We start from the raw sequence: 23,125 nt of genomic DNA, 5'->3' as shown, positions 1-23,125 counted from the left end.
AACGGGCTGTCGCATCCATGCAATGCATAACTAGCTATAAGGCCAGAAGTATAGAGAAAGGCGACCTCCATTCTTTATCATGGAAGTCGCCTTTTTCTAATTCCGGTTACGGATGCACAGCAGACATGATAACTATTTACGAGAGGCCCGTGTGCGGGACACCTCATCGAAGTAGAAGGAACGTTTTCCACGGGAGAACAGCACAATCAAGATATGGACGAACAAGATGAAGGAGATCAGCATAGATAGACCAAACATTCCCACGGAGATCCATGCGCGATAGGGTTCAAGTATGACATCCGGATGACCGGAAAACGCATAGTCGTTGACCAAGCGAATGATCGTAAATAGTAGCCATGGAACATAGAGTGCGATAAATCTTTTAAATAGAGATTCACTGGTAGCTGTGCCAGTCTGACGATCCACATAGCGGAAGCGCAAGATGGCCGATCCTGGAGTTACCCCATTTCGCACCCAAGGGATGAAGAATAGGACAATGACCATAGCAATGGATGTACTTAGCGCATCACTGATCACATCAGATGCTGTGAAGATGGAGATTAGATTCGAAAGGAAGACAACAACGAATCCATCAATCATTAGTGCGAGCAATTGAGGCATAGTATACACTCGGTTCTGCTCCACAATCTGTTCGCTCTTCGCCTGAATGCTTGCACGTGATGGGAATAAAGCAAGCAGGATGGGCGCTGTGACAAATCCAAGTATGGTTCCTGACGTATTCAATAGCAAATCATCTACATCGAAGAGGCGGTAAGGACAATTATAATAACCGTAAAATCCGGTGATTTGGGTGATCTCGAAGAATAAGGAAAGCCCGAATCCGCCAAGCAGGGCATACGTCCAGAACGATCTTTTTTGAAAAAAATAACGGATGTATACACCCAGCGGCATGAGAAGCAGGACATTAAACAACACTTGCAGAAAGGCTCTGCCCTGAATCATTCCGATATAGGTGGATGGCTGGGACCATACAATGGGCGTTTCTTTCATGATGTCTTTGACAAAGGTGAATGGAACCAGATTGTAGTAGATCGTGTCAGCCGCTTGTTGCGCACAGGTATCTCGTGTAGTCGGAAACGGGAGAATGACGAGGCAATAGGCAGCCAGAATATAAAAGATAAAGGAAAAGCTTACGCCAAACCGCGACCAGCTAAAGAAGCCGTCTTTACGATAACCATAGATCAACCACGGCACCAGCAAGAACATGGCCGCGACGACAAAGATCAAAAAAGCCGTTTGCACAGGGAAAACATATGAAGACATGAGTGGGCACTCCTTTGGTAGTAAATATAGTAACTCTCATGGAGAAATAGAGATTCATATCATGTATTTATAGCGCGTATCTAATAGTTACATCATAAGTAGTTACCCTTAAAGTGAGGGAGGCATGAACCTTAAATTTGGTTTAAATCCATTCATGCAGTGACGAAGCGTATGGAACATACCGCCGAAATCCCGTATACTTGCGGGAAAGCCAATCGTAGAATGGAGAGTTTAATACTTATGTCTAATTTGCCTAACTGCCCGAAATGTAATTCTGAGTACACGTACGAGGATGGTAACCTGCTGGTCTGCCCGGAGTGTGCGCATGAATGGTCTTTGGAAGCAGACAATGAGAACGCAGAGGATGCAAAAGTAATCCGTGATGCCAACGGAAATGTGCTAAATGATGGCGATACCGTTACGGTCATTAAAGATCTGAAGGTTAAGGGTAGCTCGCTTGTGGTTAAACAGGGCACCAAGGTGAAGAATATCCGCCTGATTGATGGGGATCATGATATTGATTGCAAGATCGACAGCCTGGGTGCGATGAAGTTGAAGTCCGAGTTTGTGAAAAAGATATAAGATCGAGAAACGTTCAGTCCCGCTTTCAACGGGAATTGAACGTTTTTTTTGTTTGACAGGAAATATTTAGTAGATATATACTGGTTGGAATTTAATTTTTGAACATCGTTAGGTGGTCTACATATAAGAAAAGGCAGGTGCCAGAGCGATGAAGAGAGATCATATTATTAAATATTATTCCGGGTTTGACGAGTGGGGCAGACTGGAGCGGGAACCAATTGAATTCATCATTAACATGCATTACATCAGGGAGCATCTCCCCGCTACTGGTTGTATTCTGGATAATGGCGCAGGACCGGGAAAATATGCCATGGAACTGGCGAAGCTGGGGTACCAGGTCACTTTATCTGATCTGACACCTTCCTCCGTGGATACTGCACGGGAAAAGGCTCAGGAGTTCGGTCTGACACAGCAATTCGATGGATTTCATGTTCTTGATGCCACTTCGCTCTCCGGTATGGCTGACGAGACATATGATGCATCCCTCATGCTGGGGCCGTTATATCATCTGCAGACTGTCGAGGAGCGTGTGGCTGCTGTAAGAGAGTTGTATCGTGTAACCAAGCCAGGAGGCGTGGTGTTTGTAGCGATGCAAAGCCGAATGCGCATGAGTATCAATTCGTTGCAATCCCCGCAGCATTGGAGTCCGAATGATAACATGGCAGCAATCCATTCTTTTGTGGAAAAGGGTATATTCGATCATCAGGATCACGGACGATTTACGGGAGCATACTATTTTAATATTCAGGACGTTACGCCCTTCATGGAGCAACACAACTTCGAAACTGTCGATTTAATTGGATCCTCGAGCCTTAGAGTCATGCTCACGGACGAGCAGCAGCAATATTGGAAAGAGCGTGGCGAGTACGAAGAACTGATTCGATATATGATAGATACTGCTAAGGACCCTTCCATATTGGGGATCTCGTCGCATCTGCTGTACATCGGGAGAAAGAAATAATAGATTTGGATTGTTTGAAGAGCGCGTTGATGGGCTAAAGAATGAGATTTTGGAAGAGTATGAATACAAATATGAAGGCAAGGTGTAAGCCATTGAATAAGCGTTCCGTGTATTGGATCAGGAACGAGAAAAATAATGTATTTTTTACTCTGGACTGGAGATTATGAACGAAGTAGAAAATACGGAGATATGCAGATGGTAATTATTAGCACAACTCAGTTGCTTGTATCTGTTTTTTTTAAGTTAAAAATATTAATTTATTTGAAAGGAATTAATTTATGTTGAAAAAAAGAATTGCGAATGTCTTTTTAGCTATTGCTATAATTATTTTTTTATACTACATGTATAGGATATGTTTTAATGTACCTACAGATATGTCGGAAATTGCGGATTTGAAGATTGAGTCTGCTGTGGCAACAGGAGTTGCAGGGCTTGCCGCATATATTAGAATAAAAGTTAGAGATTAGATATTTATAACACAAACGAATTTATTATTTGTTAAGTGAAAAAAGTGGCCTCCATCCCTATGATTTGGGATAGAGGCCGTTTTTTAGTTGATTTTCACTGTCCCTAACTGGTATTTGTTAGGGTTTAATTTCGCGTAAGGATATGTACCGTATGAGGAACTTCCATCCCATACGTACCATCCGTCACCGAATCCATTTGTAGCTTTTTTATAGATTAATCCTTTTCCTGCTTTAGCTGCATCCGTTAATCGTTTCAGATCTCTACCATCATTGATTGTAGTAAAGAGATCATATGCTGTATACGACCATGCAAAGAAATTGAGATAAGGTATTAGTTTAGCAGCTGTGATTCCAGATGACGCAGCAGTTTCTACAGCTAATTTAAGTCCAGCTTTTGTCATAGTTACTCCAAGTTTATTCCCTAGATCGTTTGCTATGATTTGGACCGTAGCTGGAGATAGATACGTCATTTCTTGAACAACTTCAAGCGTTCTAAAATCGTTACCTGACCATCCTCTTTGTTTTACATAGTTAGCATCCATTTTTGTATACTTCCATGAACCACCATCTGGCTTCTTAAAGAGTAAATTATCAGAGCCTGCACTTGCTCTAGAAATTGGCATAAATATACCCGCAAGTATTAACGTTAAGCACAGAGTGACGAGAGTAAACTTCTTTCTTCCCTTAATAGATTGCATTAATCAAAATCCTCCTAATAAATTTTACTGCAACATTACAAATTTTGGTGCATTGCTTAAAAACCATAACATTAAAAAAAACATTAATATCCAGTGAATTGAATTAATTAGTATATTTTTACTAATATATTAGTTATAAATATCTAAAAATATTTATATTCTATATAGTTAAATTCACATAGATTGTGGTCTAAATGTGAAAATGGAAACTTTATAGATAACAAAATTCGACATGGATGGATTACGTTTCGATACTATTAGATGAGTACATCAGAAGGTTGGAAGCCTAAAAATATTTGTTAGAAATCTACAAAAACATCTATAATGCCTACAGCTTTCAGTTCAATATAAGCACTTTTACTAAGCTCAGCAATGCTACATACCTGTATGATATGTTCATTATCATTTCAAAATTCAAAGTGACCTACCAGCGTTTGTAGTTCAAACTTTACTATAAATTATTTGGGGATTTCAGGTCTTTCATAAGAATGAGTAAAATACTAATAAAATTGCCGACCCGATTAGCTTCTACATTGAAACTTGTATCATAAATGGCTGTTTGTTCCTGCCTTGCTTCTAAATATAATTTGATTTAGTAGATGAGTAAAAGCAGTCTCTTCAAACTCTGATTCTTTTGAAGTGTTAATATTGATTATTTGTTCCATTATAAGTGTCTTAGAGGGTACTTGTGTTTTTCATCAAAATAGTTCAATATTAATATACATAACAAAAGGTGATCTACTTACAATAGGTTAGATGAACAACGGATCGCTTCATACCAGGGAGGAACAGACAATGGAAATCGGAATTAGTACATTTGTGGAGACAAATCCGGATGTAAAAACAGGAGAACTTATCAGTCATGCGCAGCGCATTCGGGATGTCGTTGAAGAGATTGTTTTGGCAGATCAGGTGGGTCTGGATGTATATGGCGTGGGAGAACATCATCGTGCTGACTATGCGGCTTCATCACCAGCTGTCATTCTGGCGGCCGCAGCTTCACAGACCAAGAATATTCGCCTGACGAGTGCGGTAACGGTGCTGTCATCACATGATCCGGTACGGGTATATCAGGATTTTGCGACACTGGACGGCATTTCGAATGGGCGTGCAGAGATTATGGCAGGGCGTGGATCATTTATCGAATCGTTCCCACTGTTTGGCTATGATCTGAACGACTACGATGAGTTATTCGACGAGAAACTGGATTTGCTGCTCAAGCTGCGTGATTCGGAAAAAGTAACCTGGGAAGGCAAACACCGCCCTTCCTTTAACAATCTGGGCATCTACCCACGCCCGGTACAGGAAAAACTTCCGGTATGGATTGGCAGTGGTGGTAATCAGGAATCGGTAGTTCGTGCAGGATTGCTCGGTTTGCCACTGGTGCTTGCCATTATTGGTGGCCGTCCGGTACAATTCGCACCACTGGTGGAGCTGTACAAGAAAGCAGCTGCACATGCAGGACATGATGCTTCCAAGCTGACCGTTGCTTCTCACTCTCACGGCTTTATTGCCGATACAACAGACGAAGCTGTGGAGAAATTCTTCCCGCCAGCGCAAGCGGTCATGAACATATTGGGCCGTGAACGTGGTTGGGGACACTACAGCCGTGCGACATTTGATGCGGCGCGTAGCCTTGAGGGTGCTTTGTACGTGGGAGATGTGGATACGGTGGCTCAGAAGATTATCTATCTGCGCAAAGAAGTCGGGATTACCCGCTTCATGTTACACACTCCACTCGGCACCATGCCGCATAACGAGGTTATGAGAGCAATCGAACTGCTCGGTAAAGAAGTCGCTCCAATCGTGCGCAAGGAAATTGCACGTTGGGAAGCGGAGAACCAAGAGGCACGTTAATCGACTGAAGGTCGATACGGAACTAGATAGAGTCAACCAAATAAAGGAGCATGTCCTCGGCGTATTACGCCAATGGATATGCTCCTTTCGTTTATCTTCTATAAGCTTCTAACACATCACCGACTTCATGCTTATCCATTCGCAGATGTACTCACAAGGGAGTGTATAACCATGGACAACGTATGATCATAGAGGGTTTTGGCAGCTTCTTCGCTCTCAATATGGCCTCCCAAGTACAGATGGATAACACCGTGTAAGGGAGCCCAGATCATTCGAACAGCAAGCAGGGGATCTTGCACCTGAATCATTCCCTGTTCAATGGCGATCTCCACCAAGGCAGATACTTGCTTCAGTGCAGTTGCTGTTCCCTGCAAGGTCTCTCCATCCGGTTTGAATTCGGAAAAAGACCCTCCAAACATCAGCTGATAGAAGCTGGATTGAGAAATGCCGAAGCCCCAGTAGACGTAGGCGAGATCACGGAAATATTGTTCGAACGAGGCCTGCCGGGGGATATCTTCAAAATACTGGGCCATAAGGGAGCATCCCTCTAAATATAAATGTTTGGCTAACCCTTCTTTTTTACCGAAAAGATTATATATGATTTTGGTGGAGCACTCCATACGTTCAGCTACGCGGCGTACCGTGACAGCCTCTGGTCCATGCTCTTGCAGTAAAGCAGCAGCAGCATGCACAATATTTTGCCGCAGATTATCCGAGTGCTGGAGTCTGGCTTCCTGAAAGGTTGTTACTGTATGTGTAGATTCCGTGGAACCCGAATTAAGATCCTTCATTGATTTCATCCTCGTAACCGTATTGTTGTTGAACAGAAACTACGTTTCCTTCGCTTATGGTCATTTTACTGTTTTACGCTGGATAACGTCAATTTAATCCGAATGTAGAAAGTGAGCACCATTGTCTAAATGCAAAATCAACAGATGCAATTTGACAGGATCATGGATTCTGGTTACTATGATTTCATAAAGAAACAATGTTTCCTAATGAAAACAAGTGTTCAAACTATGCTTAGAGGATGGATGAGAGATGATAAAGGATCAGCATCAATGGGTACTTATTACAGGTGCTTCTTCAGGTATTGGGGAAATTTTTGCACTCGAAATGGCTTCCAAGGGTAAAAATATCGTGCTGGTGGCCAGAACAGAGTCCAAACTGAATCAATTGGCAGAACGTATAGAACGTACATATCAAGTAAGGGCTGAGGTAATCGTATCGGATCTCTCCGAAGTAGAGGCACCTCAGAACGTATATGAGGAATGTCAGAATCGTGGAATACACATCGATATGCTGATCAACAATGCGGGATTCGCTACTCATGGATATTTTGAACAACTGGATGGCTCCCGGCAGCAGGAGGAGATTATGTTGAACGTACTCGCCTTGACGAACATGACGCATCTTTTCTTGCCAGGCATGTTGCAGAAGAAAAATGGTGCTGTCATTAATGTGTCTTCAACGGCTGCCTTCCAACCTGACCCGTATATGGCTGTGTATGGAGCGACGAAGGCATTTGTACTTTCTTTTACAGAGGCGTTATATGAAGAAAACAGGAAGCGTGGCGTTCAGTTTTTGGCACTATGCCCAGGCTCAACCGAGACTTCGTTCTTTGATGTAGTGGGTGCTGATGAAGCCTCAGTGGGCAAACGTGATACACCTGAGCATGTCGTGGCCGTAGCCATAAGGGCACTGGCATCAGGCAAACCTTATGCTGTGCCCGGGGCCAGGAATTACTGGACAGCACAGTTCACCCGCCTCATACCACGCAAGTCCATGTTGCGAATCGTAGGGAGCATGCTCCGTCCACGTTCCAGGGGTGGTAAACCAGAAAAAGTACAAGTCTAGTTAGTGGTATAGGGTGAAAGCTTTAGGCCAAAATGCCTTTGGCCCGAGCTTCTTTTATCCAACCTGGAAATTCAGTGAGGAGACGATCGTACAATTCTTCATCGCTGATCTTGGAGATGTCGTCCAGTGCAAAAAAGTCAGCATTATCGATGAAACGTCCAGTCATGTCATCAAGTTTCTCGAGAATACCGTAATTGGCTTGTCCCAGGCCAACAAATTGCCAGAACAGGTTTTTGGTTGAGCTTTCGGTAATAAGCCGCATAATCTTCCCTTTTTGACTGACTCCACCATCGCTAAAAAAGATAATATACGTTGGAATCTTCACATTAGGTTCCTCGATCGTATATTTGCGAATGACATCCTGCATCACAGGAGGTTCATTGTTGGTACCGCCTTTGCTTCCCAGCGTATATGTGCGTTCAATATAATTCTCGAAATCCCTAGCGGTGACGCTAGGTGCACGCAAGAAGTCTTTGGCGAAGAACCATACGTCCAACTCTCCGTTATCATCAAACGCTGATGCAATCGCCAAGATACGTTCGAAGGCTTCTTGCACGATGCCTTTGCGATACAGATGGTACATGGAGCCTGATGCGTCAAATACGACGGCAACACGTGCCTGTATAGGTTCGATCTTTTTCTTTTGCAGAGACAGGGTTACTTTACGTTTGAGGAGATCGATCTTGGTCAGGTTAAGCGGTGCATGATTCGTGTTCGGTGCAGCAACAGGTACCAAGACTTCTGGAGAGGACGCTGCTACTTCAGCTCGTGCCGTGAGAAGAACCTGTTCAGCTTCCGAGGTGTCGTTACTCTCGATCTCAACACCAAATGATTCTGCCAGCGGCTGCAATCCACCAAAAAAACCTCGTCCAATCGCCCGAACTTTGAATCCGTCACGATACTTGTAGATTTCAATGAAAATAAGCGCTGTTTCCGCAGTGACCTGCGTGATCTCATAGATAATCTGCTGGGAACCAGCCCGTACAATCGCCTGACATGCCTGAACATTGGCGAAAGTGCCTCCCGCATCCAGAGTAGCCGTAAACACACATTTTTCCACAGGGGCCTGCCGTAATTGATTTGTATCCAGTACAAAAGAGGATTTCAGTTCCTCTGCCTGTTGCAGAAGCACACTTTGATGGGGATCGGCCTTCTGATTATAAAATACAAAATAGTCGTCAGATGGGACTTTTCCCTCTTCGTTCACCATAAAGCAGCTAACATCCAAGGGAGAAGGAGATGATGTACATTGAATGGTTACCTGAAGTTGGGCGGATTCGTTGATGCTAATATTCTGGCCTGTGTTTAAGTGGATGAACGAATCTGTCATAATCGGATGCGCCTCTCTTCTCCAATATGATGGTTGAAAACGAACAGTAACAAGATCGATTCTGAGACAAATGTTTCCATAAGTCAATTATATATCTGGTATTCCTACGCCTGTTCTGACTCGTACTTTTCCCGATGCTCCTTCTTCATCTTCACATAGTCCGGATCGGTCTTGGCGATCTCCCATTGCGCTTTGAATATGGCCGCCGCTTCTGCCTTCACCTTATCATTCTGATAGGGCAAGATTGAGCCATCCTCCTTCGAGTATTTACGTCCTCCTTTGTGATTTGTATATCGTCTGGCCCGTGTATAGCCCATCTGGAGGAATTTACGAGCCATATCCATACCCACGAAATCTCCCTTTTTCTTATACTCCAAAAATAGCTCATAGATCTTCTCCGATGACTCTGTCGCAATCTCGGGTGTTTTGAACCGCCAGTGTGGTAGAATCTCGCCCTTGTACGGCTCTACCATCAGCACACCCTGCTCGCCCCGGCCTACGGTGTACAGCTCAGGATGTTTGCTCAGATCCAACTCATCATAATTGAGACTGTAATCAAATTTTTTCATGTATACGCCCTCCTTGATAGGGATTACCCCGATTCTGATCCAACATGCACGGTTAATGGGGAACAACAGAACCAATTACACAGGAGGGATAACGGTATGGGAATGTCCGGCAGATATCTTGTGGTTACGAAGGAGCTCATTGAATCTATCAAGTCAGGCGAGGTTAGTGTGCATGATTGTGCAGTGGATCTGGATATTGATAAAACGTGGCAGATGCTACAGTTCACGCTGAACGGTAACTTGTTAGACGGGGAGCCTCCCCTCGGTTATGTGGTGCCGCTCGCAGGTGAGCAGTACGTGGGGAACTATTCGGACATGGATCTGTTCATGCTTAGTAACGAGCAAGTGCTGGAGGCCTACATGGCATTAGAGCAGATCACGCCGGAACAGTTAAAGCAAAGGTATAGTCTGGACCAGATGATCGCTGAGGGTGTATATCCAGTCATGGAAGATTGGGATGCAGAAGAGACATTTCAGGAGATCGTTCAGACCGTGGATCATATCCAGGCCTTGTTTCAGGCAACGGCTGAAAATGGAAACGGGATCGTCTTTTATGTTTTCTAAATGAGCACTGAAATAATGATGGAAAATGGTGGGCCATCGCTGAGACAGGTTTGAACTTCGCCTATTCGGGTTATTGATAGACACAAGGCTCAGGCCTTGATGACATGACAATCCGGTAGAAGAGAGGGAATGCGATATGACACAGGATCAGAACGAAGAGAACAAAGCGATTCAAGAGGACGAGCCGGATCAATTCGAGACTCCCGTAACTGCGGAAGATGAAGAAATTGATGAAGATCAGGCAGAAGGTAAGGAGCAAGAATAACTTCCAGCGTTGCATAATGAAGCAGGATGTTTTATCGAAACTTACAATATGCTGAAATATAGATAGACCAGAGGTCGGACATGTTCCGGCCTTTTGGTTTATTTTTTGCGTATCCGTTTACAAGAATTACCTGTACCTTCATAATGGGAATGAACCATATTTTTCTAAGGAGGAGATCATATTACGAATCGAAAGTTAGTCCAATGGATGGCAGTGCCACTTGTATTATTAATGGTTGTTCTTACAGGATGTCAGGCTGTGGGTGGAGTAGATGTTGGCAAAGCCATGGCTAATGGCGCGAGTATCAAGTCCGGTGAATCCAGACAATCCATGAATATAAACATAGAACCGGCTACGGATTTGGCTACAGAGAAAGACCTTGAAATGATTGAACTTATTAATTCCATATCCTTGGATATTGATCAAGCCAAAATGAAAGATGCGAAGACAGCATCGATCAAAGGTACATTCAGCATGGAGGGAACGAAGCTACCTTTCCACCTGTCCATGAATGAGTCCCAATTGGTCATTGATCTGGACGGAGCCCAGAAACCGCTGTACATATCTCTGGATACGTTCCAAGATGCACAAGCGCTTCCGATGGTAGATATGAAGGCTCTAGAGAAGCAACTTGAGGAAATATCCCCAAAACTGTTCTCTTTTGTCCTGAAGCATCTGTCCAATCCGAAGAACATTTCTGTAACACCGGTACAGGAATCCGTGAATGGCGAAGCACTTAGTCTCTCCAAGCTGCATTTGGAAGTTAGTGGTGAAGAGATGCTTGCCATGGTTAAACCGTTCCTGACGAGTATTTCGAAGGATGAGCAAGGACTGAAAGAGCTGATTGGCGATCTGTATGATGTGTTCTACCCTGTACTTGAAGCCGTGAATGAGGTTGAAGGCGGGGGAGACGAAACGCTGAATTCCATCGTTCCTGAATCGAAAGATGAGGCTGTGGCTTCACTGTATGCCATGATCAAAGTGGGACTGGACGGTATGCTGGTCAATTATGATCAGGAGCTGAACAACCTGTTGAATGAGGACCCTGATTTGAAAACGCTGTTTGGCACAGAAACCAAACTGAAACTGGACTTCTATCTCGACAGCAAGCTGGATATCCGCAAACAGAACTTTGAGCTTAAAGTGGCAATACCTGCTTCCGACGAACTACCGTTGAAATCCGTAACTTTAAGCGGAGACAGTGAACAGTGGAATATTGGTGGTACGGTTGCAGTCGATGAAGTGGATGTATCCGGCGGCGTTATGGATCTGATGAAGGATGATATTACGCCTGGTCAGATGCTGCGCAATTTCGATTCCAACTCACTTGCATATCAATTGCTCAAAGATGAAGCTGGGATCACGAGTAAAAGTGTAGTGCTCTTCCCGGATGATGAATACGCTGGAGCGATCACCGTTAAGAATACAACATTTGTTCCGCTTCGCTACGTGTCCGAAGAATTGGATGCTGAAGTGAAATGGACCAAAGGCTCGAACCGAATCGTTGTTATTGATGACATTACTGGTGATGAGATTGTGCTGACTGTAGGATCAAAGAAAGCAACGGTTGCTGGTAAAGAAGTAACCATGGTGGAATCCGCTTATGTAGGCAAGGACGGCAAGACGTATGTGCCGCTGCGCTTTGTGGCTGAATCCCTTGGAGCTACTGTAGATAAAGAACAAGAAACAGGCTGGATTTACATTGACCGTCCTTAACTTCCTATGACTTAAAAATAACAAAATGCAGGGGAGTGCCTCTATTGGAGGTGCTCCTCTTTGTCATGTCGTCTCAGGTCAGAGGAATGGCAGGATAAATATATAAGCATACTAATCTGGTTGAGACGCTGGTTGGAACAGATTCGCTTTTGATTAGAGCAAATAAAGAAACGGGTACTTATGTATGAGGATATCAAAAACAAGCATAGGGAGGTCTATGAAAGATGACTGAACGATTTGCAAGTAAAGTGGTCCTGATTACAGGCGGTGGCTCCGGTCTTGGACGATCAGCTGCTGTGGAAGTTGCACGTGAAGGGGCTAAGCTTGCCCTGGTGGATGTGAACATGAAGGCGTTGGAAGAGACCAAGCGTGTGATCTCGGAAGAGGTACAGCATGCCGAGTTTCTGTTAATCGAAGGTGACGTATCAGATGAAGCAGCTGTGAAGAAGTATGTTAGTGATACGGTCAATGAATTTGGGCGTATCGATGCATTTTTCAACAATGCAGGCATTGAAGGCAAGCAAGACCTGATCGAGAACTACGAGACGGAGATGTTCAATAAAGTCATCGACATCAACCTGAAGGGGGTATTTTTCGGGTTGAAGCACGTTCTGCCTGTGATGAAGAAACAGGGCGAAGGCTACATCGTGAATGCGTCCTCTGTTGGTGGGATTCGCGCCGTGCCGAACCTGGTTGCCTACGGAGCGAGCAAACATGCCGTAGCCGGCATGACCAAAGATGCAGCGATTGAATACGCCGAGCACGGGATCAGTGTTAATGCAATTGCACCCGGAGCCATTCTGACAGATATGGTTATCGGTTCATTCAAACAGATCAATCCGAATGATTGGGAGTCAGCATCCAAAGAGTTCGTGAAGGACAACCCGGCGAAGCGCTTGGGTGAACCGAAGGAAGTAGGTCGCCTCGTTGCCTTCTTGCTGTCTGGCGAAGCACCCTTTATCAATGGAGCCATTATTCCGATTGATGGTGCGCAGTCAGCTAAATATTGATCCCATAATCATCAAACAGCATATCGATGCGGCATAGATATATACTAAAGAACGCCCTGTTCTGGCCAATGTGCGGAGTGGGCGTTCTTTTTGTGTGATATTCAGGCTTCAGTGTAACTTATCCGCAGGTTAACTGTGCTGTAGAATCTGCGGCTTTTTGCTAAACCCGGTACTCCCGGCCGTAAAGCCCATCTGGCGATAGAATTCATGTGCGGCTTCGCGTTCCGGGCGATTGCCACTATTCAGAGACAGGGAGTCCACGTCATGTGTGGCGGCCCATTGTTCGGCTTCCAGAATGAGCTGACGGCCGATGCCTGAGCCCCTGAACTGGTCATGCACAACCAATGCCATGATACGGCAGTGTCTTCCGTTCTTTTCATACAGATAAGACGTCTGTAATCCAATCAGTCCAACGACGCGTCCGCGTGCTTCAGCCACCAGTGTAGTGAAGTTTGGGTCCGCAGAAATATGGGTATAGCGCTCCTCCATCTCCGCGAATGTGGTTGGGTAACCGAGTTGATCCATCAGAATGACCATATCTTGCAGATCGGTAGTGGAGCTATGTCGAATCGTCACATCCAGGCTCATAATGTTGTATCCTCCTTGGGTCTTTCCTTCAACGAAAGTTCAATAATGGTGTCCAGTAGCTCTGCAAAAGAAATACCTGCAGCGGCTGCACTTTTGGGCAGCAGACTGTTACGGGTAAGTCCCGGCAACGTGTTCACCTCAAGCACATAAGGCATGCCTTCCCGAATCATCATATCAACGCGCGCATAGACGCTGCATTTGAGTACCTGATAGCAGGCCAATGCGGCTGCTTCGACGCGTTGGTGAAGGTCCGCAGGCAATTGCACAACCTGCTCATCGGCTCCGTTGTCATCATATTTGGAAGCATAGTCGAAAAACGTAGCGTTAGAATGAATGGAGATCACCGGCAGCATCTTACCATCCAGAATGGCACAGGTTATTTCCTCACCTTCGATATACTGTTCAATCATGACCGTATCATCCCAGGCGAGGGCAGCCTCTACAGCAGCGGGTAGGGCGGAAGCTTCCTGAACCACTTGGGTGCCGATGCTGGAACCGCCTGAATTGGGTTTGACTACCACGGGGTACGTTAATTGTTGAACAGGAACAGAAGACAGTTCCTCCATATGGCTCACTCGCAGCCACTCTCCGGTAAGCACACCCGCATGCTGCATGAGTTGTTTGGACATGTCTTTATCCATGCATACACTGCTTGCAAGCACGCCACAGCCTGTGTAGGGAATGCCCAAGGATTCCAATGTGCCTTGGACAGTACCGTCTTCGCCGTATTTGCCATGCAGGGCAAGCAGTGCCACATCGATCCCGGCCGATTTGTCGATCAGATCCCGCTTGGTATTCAGCTCAATGGGCACAACCTCGTATTTGTCTCTATTCAGATTCGCAATCATCTCCTGTCCGGTGAGCAGGGAAATATCCCGCTCTGAAGATGTACCGCCCATAATCACGCCGACCTTCATGTAAAATCCTCCTTATCTCATTTGAGCTGCTGTCTCGCCAATGATACGAATGCCCTTGCGTATGTGCTCATCGCTGACTCTGGAGAAACCGAGACGCATCGTGTTTACGCCCTGACCGGGTTCCAGATAAAAGGTATCCCCAGGTGTGAACGTCACACCTTTCACCTTACAGGCCGCCAGCAGTTCACGTGTTCTGTATTTGGACGGGAACTGCACGAACAGATGCAGACCACCCGCACCGGAAATCCGGCACATTGGCAGATGCTGCTTCAGGCAACGCACAACCAACTCGTATTTTCGCTTATACTCCGTACGAGCTCGCTTCAAGTATTTCTCGAAATTACCGTTGCTCAGATATTGATACAATAAGGATTGGTCCAGCGTCGAGGTATGAATGCTGCGTGCCCGTTTCATACTCTCCAGATAATCAATCAGGGCCGCATCCGCAATAACCCAACCAACGCGCAGGCCCGGAAATAGCACTTTGGAGAAGCTACCCAGATACACTAGTCCGTTCCCTTTGCCTATGCTGGCAATCAGGGGAGAGACATGCGAACCGGAATAGCGCAATTCTTCGTTGAACCCGTCCTCAATAATCGGTACCTGGTACTGGTTCATCAACCGGATAATCTCCGCCCGTTTCGCAGGGGACGTCACAATCCCGGTTGGATTGTGATAGGAGGGCACGAGATAAGCCAGATCATATGGACTTGCCTCAAGCTCATGTTCCAGTTGCTTCAAGTCCAGGCCATCCGGCTCCATATTCACACCAGTCAAGTGAAACTGGTGCAATTTTAGATTCTTAATCGCCGTGTGGTGCGTTGGATTCTCGCAGAGCGCTTTGCCGCTTTTTTTGCGTAAAGCCCCAAGTACCAGATCGAAACCTTCCGTGAATCCGTTGGTGATTAGAATATCCTTGCCACGGAGATCGACGCCTTTGTTCTCCATATATCGTAGTAAATACTTCATCAGCGGTCTGTATCCTTGCGCATATCCGTAATTCAGCAGTACTTCGCCTTCAAGTGACATGCGATCCAGAAAAGCCCGTTTCACGTTGTGCAGATCGAACAACTTCTCATCAGGTGCTATGCTGGTAAAAGATATCTCGCCACGCTCTGCCCCGGAGCCATGCTTCATCAGATCGTACTGTTCTGCCTGAATCGCATACTCGCTTACCTCCGTTGTCCAGTCCAGTTCCCAGCTTGCTGTTGCCTCAGGGGGTTCGATGGAGGCACTGACGTAATTGCCCTTTCCTTTGACTGCATAGATCAGGCCTTCATCCTCAAGCTCGGCGTAAGCGAGCAGGACCGTACTTCGACTAACTTTCATAAGTGTGCTGAGTTCACGGGTCGAGGGCAGCTTTTGTTTGGCTTGCAGGCCGCCTTTGAGCATCAATCGCTTCATATAATCTTTGACTTGTATATATACAGGGCGGTCCTCCGTCAGTTGCAGATCGGAATACATCCCATCACTCCCTCTACTGGTATCTTGCCATATTATAAACCCAGCAGAAAGAACCACGATACCTCTGTTTCCCTGCGGGAGTGGTTGGTGGTTCGCGTAAACGCAAAAAAGCCCTGGCAATATGCCAGGACCCGTGGTAAAACTTGATCCATTTTCTATAGTTCTGCTGCTATGACTTTCTACAGTTGCATTGCATGACTTATCTCTCTAGGATCGATAGCTATCTGACCTTCTACATGTGTCTATTTAACTTCTGTACGGCTATAATTGCAGGCTTTCTAGGTGATACTTAAAATCTACAGTGAAATCATGAATCTAGGTCTTTCTACGTTTGCTTGCTGCAAGTTCGAATAGAAGATGAATCTACAATCTATAAGCTAAGGTTCTTGCTAACTGTACTCTTGTCGTGATCACGTAACAAAAATCAGTATGAAAAAGATGATCAATCATAGGGTACAATAGACGAAGGTAGATATAAAGACATATGTCTTAGTGCCCAATTTCTTCCTCATACCCCTATAGTACCACTTTGAATCAGGGAAGTTAACCTTTTTTTTGAAATATTTGTCGTAATAGCGAAAATTGCGTGAATTGTACTTCATATAGAATGAAATGGTGTCCGTTTATAATATGTGATAGGATGTAGACCTATAGATAATGAGGAAGTGAGCCTATTGATTAATATTACCGTGCCAACACCCAATGTAACCATCACGAAGCAGGCTGATCCACAGCTTAGCCAAATTTATGGATTTACTGATTTTCACTTGATTACCCGGGAACTAGGCGGAATTTTCATGTTTTACAATGCCGCTGGAGAGTTGTTATTTGTCGGGAAAGCACGAAAATTAAGACCCCGCATCAAAAAGCATTTTGAAGATACTGTATCACCAATCAAGAATCACCGGGAGGAAGTAACGAAGATTGAAGTATGCCTGGTTGAAGATCCGGTAGATCGTGAAATTTATGAGACCTATATCATTAACACGATGCGTGCGAAATACAATGTAGATAAAGTCTTGTACAAATAAATTGCATATAAAACACAATCAACATGATTTTTTGGGACATATGTCCTAAGTGTGTTGCCGGTAGAGAAGGATGTGATCGCAGGATTGCATCCGACTTCGTCTGGCACCATCCCGATTTTTTTTGAGCATGAACTCCAGAGAGTAGCTTGTAGAATTGGAAATGTAGAAATGCCAGAGCTTGAACTAAGCATCACAGAAAGTAGCATCAAAGATATATCAAATACATATGAAGAGGTGATTGTGTTGATCGGTCGTAGCGGTAACCCTACACTTAAAGACAGCACGTTTGAAGACAGAGGATATGGAGAAGATCGGTATCAGAATTACATGACGATCAATGGCACGGTGAACAAAGCGTTTATTACGCTTGTGATCCTGCTGGGCAGTGCGTTTGCAACATGGATGATGTTCTTTAACGGACAACAAGTGATGCCGCTCGCTTATGGCGGATTAATCGTTGGTTTCATTCTGGCGCTTGTGATTTCGTTCAAACCTGTAGCAGCACCTTATTTGGTACCCGTCTATGCCGTTGCAGAAGGCTTATTCCTAGGGGCACTTTCCGCAACCTATGAGTCACTGTATAACGGAATTACCTTGCAGGCTGCCCTGTTGACTATGGCTGTATTCATCGCCCTGCTGATGGCATATAAAACCAAATTGATCAAAGCTACGGAGAACTTCAAGTTGGGCGTTGTTGCTGCAACTGGCGGTATCATGATCATGTATCTGTTGAGCTTTGTACTGGGTTTCTTCGGCATTTCGATTCCTTATCTGCATGATAATAGCTTGATTGGCATCGGTATTTCGGTCGTTATCGTCATTGTTGCTGCGCTCAATCTGGTCCTGGATTTCGACTTCATCGAGGGTGGTGCTGAACGTGGTGCGCCCAAGTATATGGAGTGGTACGGTGCATTTGGATTGATGGTGACGCTGGTATGGCTGTATATTGAAATTATCCGTCTGCTTGGCAAATTGCGGAGCCGGGACTAGTCCTGCTTTTAACGTCATCATCAGAGTATGAACTTCATTAAAGCTAACGCGTGATACTCACGTCGTTGGCTTTTTTGGTATATATGGAGGTAGTTTATAAGCAACTTAGTGAACAGTAGTAGAGGGAATAGTGAGGCTTGAGGTGTGTACATTTTACCATATTTGGATTGACGGTCTGGAAATGGTTATGGTATTTTATTGATAATGATTATCATTTTCGTTTAAATATTGCATAAGTTGCCGGAGAGTTCTTTACCTTTAGCTACATAACATACCGATCAAGCAGATCGAAAGGAGTGGCCTCATGTTACTGGAAAATGATTCGCAGATTGCTGCGCACCAGCCCGTTACCGGCCGCAGTCCCAAGACGGATCTTGCCAACGTTAAAACATACATGGACAAACATTACGACCAACCTCTATCGATTGCAGATCTTGCCTCGGAAGCGGGGATCAGTCCGAAATATTTCGTGGATCTGTTCAAGAAAACGTACGGACAGAGCGCAATGGAGTATCTGACGGATCTGCGCATTAACCGCGCCAAGCGATACCTGAAGGAATCCACATATAAACTTCGCGATATTGCCCTGAGAGTGGGATATAGTGACGAGTACTATTTTAGCCGTAAATTTAAAAAGGAAGTCGGCGTATCTCCTTCGGATTATGCGAAAAACGCCAGAAAACGGATTGCCACCTGCTCCTCCAGTGTGATTGGACAGCTTCTGGCACTTAATGTCATCCCCGTAGCTGCACCTATCGATCCCAAATGGACCGCGTATTATTATAATGCACATCGTACAGAGATTCAGTCTCACCTGAAATTGACGGACCCGTACACGAGTTGGCGGTTTGAGGCTAATGTGGAACGATTGGTTCATATTCGCCCTGATGCCATCGTAGGTACGGACCAGATTAGTGAACAGGATCAGGCCCAATTGGCCGAGATTGCACCTTGTTGTTTTGTCACCAAACATCATTCGGATTGGCGAACACAGCTACGCATGATTGGATCATTCCTGGAGCGGGAGGAACAGGCGGAGCAATGGATACACATGTACAACCAGCGAGCAGAGAAGGCGCGGGAATCGGTACAGCGGGAAGTGGGTCGGGAGAAAGTAATCGTTGTACGGATCTACGGTCAGAATCTCTACCTTTATAGCAATCCGGGTATTGAAGAAGTGTTGTATGGAGCGCTGCAACTGGACACATTCTCTGATCTTAGTGCCAATATTCCGTTAACGCTGGAACAGCTCGCTGCAATGAACCCTGATCGAATTCTCGTTATGGTGTGTCCTGAGGCGGCTTCAAGAGCGTATTGGCTGAGCTTGCAGCATTCAGTTACATGGCGTCAGCTCAAGGCCATTCGTCAGTACCAGGTCCATCTGATCACAGGTGATCCATGGTTTGATTATTCGGCTGTAGGCGTGATGCGCATGCTGGATGAAGCTCTACTGATCTTCACGGGATATTGTCCAAATATATATCTGGATAACGTCCATGGTGATTCTCAGGCGACGTGACATATAATCCTTGTATCTTAATGAGAATGTTTATCAAGGGGGATATCACACATGTTTCACTATATCAAAAACATCGGACAACGTTCCGTTGGTAGCAAATTCCGCAGTGCCCGGCTCTCAGCCCTGATCCTGCTGATGTTAGTTACAGGATTGTTGTCTGCCTGTGGTACAGCATCTGAGAATACAGGAGCGGCCCAGGAGGAGCAGCCGGCAACGGAGACTTCAACCCCGGCTTCAACCGAGACGGTTGTGCAGGAAGAGCAAACAGAAGAGACGACGGGTGAACGCACCGTAAAGGATGACTTGGGACATGATGTAATTGTTCCAGCCAAGACAGAGCGGGTGTTTGCACCATATCTGGAGGATTCCCTGTTAACCCTTGGTGTGAAGCCCGTAGCCCAATGGGCGAGTGGTACGAAAGGGCATGTCTATCTCCAGGATCAGCTCAGTGATGTGCCTACCCTTGATTTCTCCAGTGGGTTGCCTTCCCCTGAAGCGTTGATGTCGTATAATCCTGATTTTATTATCTTGCATACGGCCCAATATGCTGAGAACGGGGTATATGAGAGTTATTCCAAAATCGCACCGACTTACGTATTTACGAACGCTTCGGGTGATGTAGAGAAGTCTTTGCAGATTATTGGTGATCTATTGGGCAAAACGGCTGAAGCCGAAAAAGCCATTGAAACCTACCATGCCAAGGTTGAGTCAGCCAAAGCGGAACTGGCGAAAGTAGCCGAAGGCAAAAAAGCAGCTATTATCCGTTTTGCCCCACGTGGCATTAGTATGATGGGTGGTAACTATTTCAGCGGTTATGTCGTATATGAACAACTGGGACTAGGTAAGCCTAAATTGGTCGAGTCGGAGAACAGCGCCATTGTATCCACCGAGGTTTTACCTGAGATTGATGCCGACTTTATTTTCACCGTGGAACAAGGTCCGGGCAGCATGAAGGAAATGACGGAAACCAACGTATGGAACAGTATGCCTGCGGTGAAAGCGGGGCATGTGTACGCTGTCGAGCCAGCTCCGTGGCTGGGTGGTGGACTGATCGCATACGGTCATGTCATCGATGATACGCTCAAAGCGTTAACGCAATAATTCGAATAGTGCAGCTCCCTTTGGAGTGCCGGGAACCGGATGTTAGTCCAGCGTTTCCGGTGCACCGTGAGGGAGCTTTTTTTAAAATTAGAAGGTGAACATTATATGACAAAAATATGGAAATATGGAGATAATCAAAATGATTTCTGGATATCGTCCATGGGACAGCCGGATTGACTCTTTTATAATTGGTAATGAGAATCAATCTCATATACAGAATATTTATTTAATTAACCATAACCAATATAAGTTGAATTTATGAACTACACAGAAACGGAGAAGTCAGAAAAAACCTGAAGAAGCGAAGCGTGTGCCTAAAAGCTTTCTGAAAGAAAGCTACTCCGGAAGCATACGCTATCTCCGGATTTCTCCCTTTTAAAGGGGGATGAAGGAAATCTGGAGATAACAGCGATCGAAAGGTTATTCTGACGGCGTAGTGTATGTGTAGTTCAGTATTCAACTTATATAAGCAGAACAACGAGGAGGACCCATCCGTAATGACGTTTCAGCCCAACCCAACCGCTCCTGGTAACCTTGAGCATATCGCACGCAGTACCGTTCAGATCCCACATGCCGAACAATGGACCATGAAATCACGTTCAGGCCACCATGCCTATCAGATCATGGTATTCAAGCCTGCCGAACCTCCGCCCCCGTCCGGTTACCCGGTAATCTACCTGCTGGATGCCAATTCCGTATTCGGCACGATGGTGGAAGCTGTTCGTGTGCAGGGACGCAGACCAGAGAAGACAGGAGCGGTCCCAGCGATTGTCGTAGGCATTGGGTATCCGATCGCGGGCCCCTTTTCCCCTCATCGATACTATGACTTTACTCCAAAGGCCACAACGGAATATATCCAAAAATCCGACGGGACACCTCTTCCGGAACAAGGAGGCGCCGATGAGTTCTTGCGGTTTATTGAAGAAGAACTGAAGCCGGAGATGGAGCAGCAATTTCGGATTGATCGGGACAGACAGGCTATATTTGGTCATTCGCTTGGTGGGTTGTTCGTGATCCATGCGTTGTTCACGAAGCCAGAGGCTTTTCGATATTACATCGCGGGCAGTCCCTCGCTGCACTGGAATCAGAAGGTCATGCAGGCGGAGGAGCAGAAATTTGTCGCAAGGCTGGAGCAGCATCCAGTGAACGTCAAGGTGTGGATTGGTATGGGAGAACAGGAGAAGACCCACCCGGCTCGTAACAATGATAAGGCATCAAGTCTGACGGAACGCTTATCCGCATTAAAGCAGCCTGGGCTGAATATCGCCTACACCGAGTTCGAAGAAGAGAACCATGTCTCGGTCTTGCCTTTTCTGATTAGTCGAACGATGCGTTTTGCCTGTAGTCCGGAGTCATAGAAGGTATGAAATGAGGGATGTTTTGCAGGTGACAGTCATATGAATCAGGGATCAGTGAGCGGCAGTAGCCAAGGGACAGCTATGTTTCGAATTTACGGATGATCACACTCAACTGGATACAACCCCAAGCTAACACATCGCTCCAACAGGGGAGAACACAGTTACAAGGCAGTAAGGGAGGTAAACGAGGTGAGCTACACAGGAATCGATGGAAAAGTGACCGTGGTCACCGGTGCTGCGCAAGGAATCGGTGAAGCGGTGGCGAGATTGCTTGCACAGCATGGCGCTATCGTTGCTCTGGTGGATCGACAGGAGTCTTTGCTGAATCAGCTGGTCACCGATCTGCGCAGTCAGGGCCATCAGGCAACAGCCCACGTTGCTGATATATCCGATCGTCAAGCGGTTGAGGATACCGTTCAACGGATCGAAGAGACCGTTGGCCCCATTGGCATTCTGGTGAATGCCGCTGGTGTACTGCACACAGGGGCAGTTAGTGAGCTGACAGATGAAGAATGGACGAGGACGTTTGACGTGAATACGCACGGTGTATTTTATATGTCGCGTGCGGTAGTGAGAAATATGGCTGAACGCCAGACGGGTGCGGTAGTTACTGTTGGTTCGAATGCTGCGGGTGTTCCGCGAATGCACATGTCTGCCTATGCGGCCTCCAAAGCAGCCTCGACCATCTTCACCAAATGTCTGGCTCTGGAATACGCGGATCGGCATATTCGCTGCAACATTGTCTCTCCAGGCTCAACGGATACGCCAATGCAGCGGGCTATGTGGCAGGATGAGCATGGTGCAGAGGCGGTCATTGCAGGCTCACCGCAAACCTTCCGTTTGGGCATTCCGCTCAACAGGATGGCATTGCCAGAGGATATCGCGGACGCGGTGGTCTACATGGTATCGGATCAAGCCAGACATGTTACGATGCATGATCTGTGTGTGGATGGAGGCGCCACGCTCGGTGCCTGAATCAAGAGATAAGGAGATGATG

23 protein-coding genes are annotated in these 23,125 nt (G+C 45.8%); 15 read left to right on the top strand and 8 right to left on the bottom strand.

The features are described from left to right. Nucleotides 1-132: 132 nt before the first annotated feature. On the bottom strand, nucleotides 133-1,284 hold the full coding sequence (locus MKX75_RS28420) for a VanZ family protein (protein WP_339167737.1): 1,152 nt from the start codon (nucleotides 1,282-1,284) through the stop codon (nucleotides 133-135). A 240-nt stretch (nucleotides 1,285-1,524) separates the two neighbouring features. On the opposite strand from MKX75_RS28420, the gene MKX75_RS28415 reads away from it, so the two are divergent. The 3 genes from MKX75_RS28415 to MKX75_RS28405 all read left to right on the top strand — a co-directional run bounded on the left by MKX75_RS28415 (nucleotide 1,525) and on the right by MKX75_RS28405 (nucleotide 3,294). Then, nucleotides 1,525-1,866, top strand: a complete 342-nt coding sequence (locus MKX75_RS28415) for a zinc ribbon domain-containing protein YjdM (RefSeq protein ID WP_076332101.1) — start codon at nucleotides 1,525-1,527, stop codon at nucleotides 1,864-1,866. Between the two features lie 148 nt (nucleotides 1,867-2,014). Then, nucleotides 2,015-2,827: a class I SAM-dependent methyltransferase gene (locus tag MKX75_RS28410; protein WP_339167736.1), complete on the top strand. Its 813-nt coding sequence runs from the start codon at nucleotides 2,015-2,017 to the stop codon at nucleotides 2,825-2,827. Between the two features lie 278 nt (nucleotides 2,828-3,105). Further along, nucleotides 3,106-3,294, top strand: coding sequence for a hypothetical protein (locus MKX75_RS28405; RefSeq protein WP_339167734.1), 189 nt, complete (start codon nucleotides 3,106-3,108; stop codon nucleotides 3,292-3,294). An 83-nt stretch (nucleotides 3,295-3,377) separates the two neighbouring features. Here the strand turns inward: MKX75_RS28405 and MKX75_RS28400 are convergent, their stop codons facing one another. Continuing rightward, the gene (locus tag MKX75_RS28400; RefSeq protein WP_339167733.1) at nucleotides 3,378-3,992 is read right to left on the bottom strand and encodes a hypothetical protein; all 615 of its coding nucleotides are present in this window, start codon (nucleotides 3,990-3,992) and stop codon (nucleotides 3,378-3,380) included. A gap of 795 nt (nucleotides 3,993-4,787) precedes the next feature. On the opposite strand from MKX75_RS28400, the gene MKX75_RS28395 reads away from it, so the two are divergent. Next, nucleotides 4,788-5,849, top strand: a complete 1,062-nt coding sequence (locus MKX75_RS28395) for an LLM class flavin-dependent oxidoreductase (protein WP_315938715.1) — start codon at nucleotides 4,788-4,790, stop codon at nucleotides 5,847-5,849. Between the two features lie 131 nt (nucleotides 5,850-5,980). Here the strand turns inward: MKX75_RS28395 and MKX75_RS28390 are convergent, their stop codons facing one another. Further along, nucleotides 5,981-6,649: a TetR/AcrR family transcriptional regulator gene (locus MKX75_RS28390; RefSeq protein ID WP_339167731.1), complete on the bottom strand. Its 669-nt coding sequence runs from the start codon at nucleotides 6,647-6,649 to the stop codon at nucleotides 5,981-5,983. Nucleotides 6,650-6,890: 241 nt separating this feature from the next. Here MKX75_RS28390 and MKX75_RS28385 point away from each other — a divergent pair, with 241 nt between their 5' ends. Beyond that, nucleotides 6,891-7,706 (top strand): SDR family oxidoreductase, encoded by an 816-nt coding sequence (locus MKX75_RS28385; protein ID WP_076332097.1) that lies wholly within the window; start codon nucleotides 6,891-6,893, stop codon nucleotides 7,704-7,706. A 22-nt stretch (nucleotides 7,707-7,728) separates the two neighbouring features. On the opposite strand, the gene MKX75_RS28380 is transcribed toward MKX75_RS28385, so the two are convergent. Beyond that, complete coding sequence (locus tag MKX75_RS28380; protein ID WP_339167730.1) at nucleotides 7,729-9,036, bottom strand: VWA domain-containing protein; 1,308 nt, start codon at nucleotides 9,034-9,036, stop codon at nucleotides 7,729-7,731. A gap of 104 nt (nucleotides 9,037-9,140) precedes the next feature. Then, nucleotides 9,141-9,605 carry a DUF4385 domain-containing protein gene (locus MKX75_RS28375; RefSeq protein ID WP_076332095.1) on the bottom strand — a complete coding sequence of 155 codons (465 nt, stop codon included), beginning with the start codon at nucleotides 9,603-9,605 and terminating at the stop codon, nucleotides 9,141-9,143. A 96-nt stretch (nucleotides 9,606-9,701) separates the two neighbouring features. On the opposite strand from MKX75_RS28375, the gene MKX75_RS28370 reads away from it, so the two are divergent. The 4 genes from MKX75_RS28370 to MKX75_RS28355 all read left to right on the top strand — a co-directional run bounded on the left by MKX75_RS28370 (nucleotide 9,702) and on the right by MKX75_RS28355 (nucleotide 13,160). Continuing rightward, nucleotides 9,702-10,169 carry a DUF1877 family protein gene (locus MKX75_RS28370; protein ID WP_339167729.1) on the top strand — a complete coding sequence of 156 codons (468 nt, stop codon included), beginning with the start codon at nucleotides 9,702-9,704 and terminating at the stop codon, nucleotides 10,167-10,169. Nucleotides 10,170-10,305: 136 nt separating this feature from the next. Continuing rightward, on the top strand, nucleotides 10,306-10,434 hold the full coding sequence (locus tag MKX75_RS28365) for a hypothetical protein (protein WP_260986639.1): 129 nt from the start codon (nucleotides 10,306-10,308) through the stop codon (nucleotides 10,432-10,434). A gap of 207 nt (nucleotides 10,435-10,641) precedes the next feature. Further along, the gene (locus tag MKX75_RS28360; RefSeq protein ID WP_339167728.1) at nucleotides 10,642-12,150 is read left to right on the top strand and encodes a copper amine oxidase N-terminal domain-containing protein; all 1,509 of its coding nucleotides are present in this window, start codon (nucleotides 10,642-10,644) and stop codon (nucleotides 12,148-12,150) included. Nucleotides 12,151-12,374: 224 nt separating this feature from the next. Further along, complete coding sequence (locus MKX75_RS28355; protein WP_076332092.1) at nucleotides 12,375-13,160, top strand: glucose 1-dehydrogenase; 786 nt, start codon at nucleotides 12,375-12,377, stop codon at nucleotides 13,158-13,160. A gap of 129 nt (nucleotides 13,161-13,289) precedes the next feature. On the opposite strand, the gene MKX75_RS28350 is transcribed toward MKX75_RS28355, so the two are convergent. From MKX75_RS28350 to MKX75_RS28340, 3 genes are read right to left on the bottom strand one after another with little or no spacing between them, the layout of a single operon-like run. Further along, complete coding sequence (locus MKX75_RS28350) at nucleotides 13,290-13,748, bottom strand: GNAT family N-acetyltransferase (protein ID WP_076332091.1); 459 nt, start codon at nucleotides 13,746-13,748, stop codon at nucleotides 13,290-13,292. Then, on the bottom strand, nucleotides 13,745-14,665 hold the full coding sequence (locus MKX75_RS28345) for a D-alanine--D-alanine ligase (RefSeq protein WP_076332090.1): 921 nt from the start codon (nucleotides 14,663-14,665) through the stop codon (nucleotides 13,745-13,747). The genes MKX75_RS28350 and MKX75_RS28345 overlap by 4 nt, the downstream gene beginning before the upstream one ends. Nucleotides 14,666-14,677: 12 nt before the next feature. Continuing rightward, nucleotides 14,678-16,129, bottom strand: coding sequence for a PLP-dependent aminotransferase family protein (locus MKX75_RS28340; protein ID WP_076332089.1), 1,452 nt, complete (start codon nucleotides 16,127-16,129; stop codon nucleotides 14,678-14,680). Between the two features lie 674 nt (nucleotides 16,130-16,803). Between MKX75_RS28340 and MKX75_RS28335 the strand changes: the two genes are divergently transcribed. The 6 genes from MKX75_RS28335 to MKX75_RS28310 all read left to right on the top strand — a co-directional run bounded on the left by MKX75_RS28335 (nucleotide 16,804) and on the right by MKX75_RS28310 (nucleotide 23,103). Then, a complete protein-coding gene (locus MKX75_RS28335) occupies nucleotides 16,804-17,160 on the top strand; it encodes a nucleotide excision repair endonuclease (protein ID WP_339167726.1) in 357 nt (118 codons plus the stop codon). Between the two features lie 243 nt (nucleotides 17,161-17,403). Next, nucleotides 17,404-18,150: a Bax inhibitor-1/YccA family protein gene (locus MKX75_RS28330; RefSeq protein ID WP_145150883.1), complete on the top strand. Its 747-nt coding sequence runs from the start codon at nucleotides 17,404-17,406 to the stop codon at nucleotides 18,148-18,150. A 304-nt stretch (nucleotides 18,151-18,454) separates the two neighbouring features. Further along, a complete protein-coding gene (locus MKX75_RS28325; RefSeq protein WP_339167725.1) occupies nucleotides 18,455-19,669 on the top strand; it encodes an AraC family transcriptional regulator in 1,215 nt (404 codons plus the stop codon). Nucleotides 19,670-19,720: 51 nt separating this feature from the next. Further along, a complete protein-coding gene (locus tag MKX75_RS28320; protein ID WP_339167724.1) occupies nucleotides 19,721-20,770 on the top strand; it encodes an ABC transporter substrate-binding protein in 1,050 nt (349 codons plus the stop codon). 497 nt (nucleotides 20,771-21,267) lie between these two features. Next, nucleotides 21,268-22,128: an alpha/beta hydrolase gene (locus tag MKX75_RS28315; protein WP_339167723.1), complete on the top strand. Its 861-nt coding sequence runs from the start codon at nucleotides 21,268-21,270 to the stop codon at nucleotides 22,126-22,128. A 189-nt stretch (nucleotides 22,129-22,317) separates the two neighbouring features. After that, nucleotides 22,318-23,103, top strand: a complete 786-nt coding sequence (locus MKX75_RS28310) for a 2,3-dihydro-2,3-dihydroxybenzoate dehydrogenase (RefSeq protein WP_339167722.1) — start codon at nucleotides 22,318-22,320, stop codon at nucleotides 23,101-23,103. Nucleotides 23,104-23,125: the final 22 nt, after the last annotated feature.

Source organism: Paenibacillus sp. FSL R5-0341 (assembly GCF_037975235.1).
Classification (GTDB): Bacteria; Bacillota; Bacilli; order Paenibacillales; family Paenibacillaceae; genus Paenibacillus; species Paenibacillus amylolyticus_A.
This window is presented reverse-complemented; position numbering and strand designations above follow the sequence as displayed.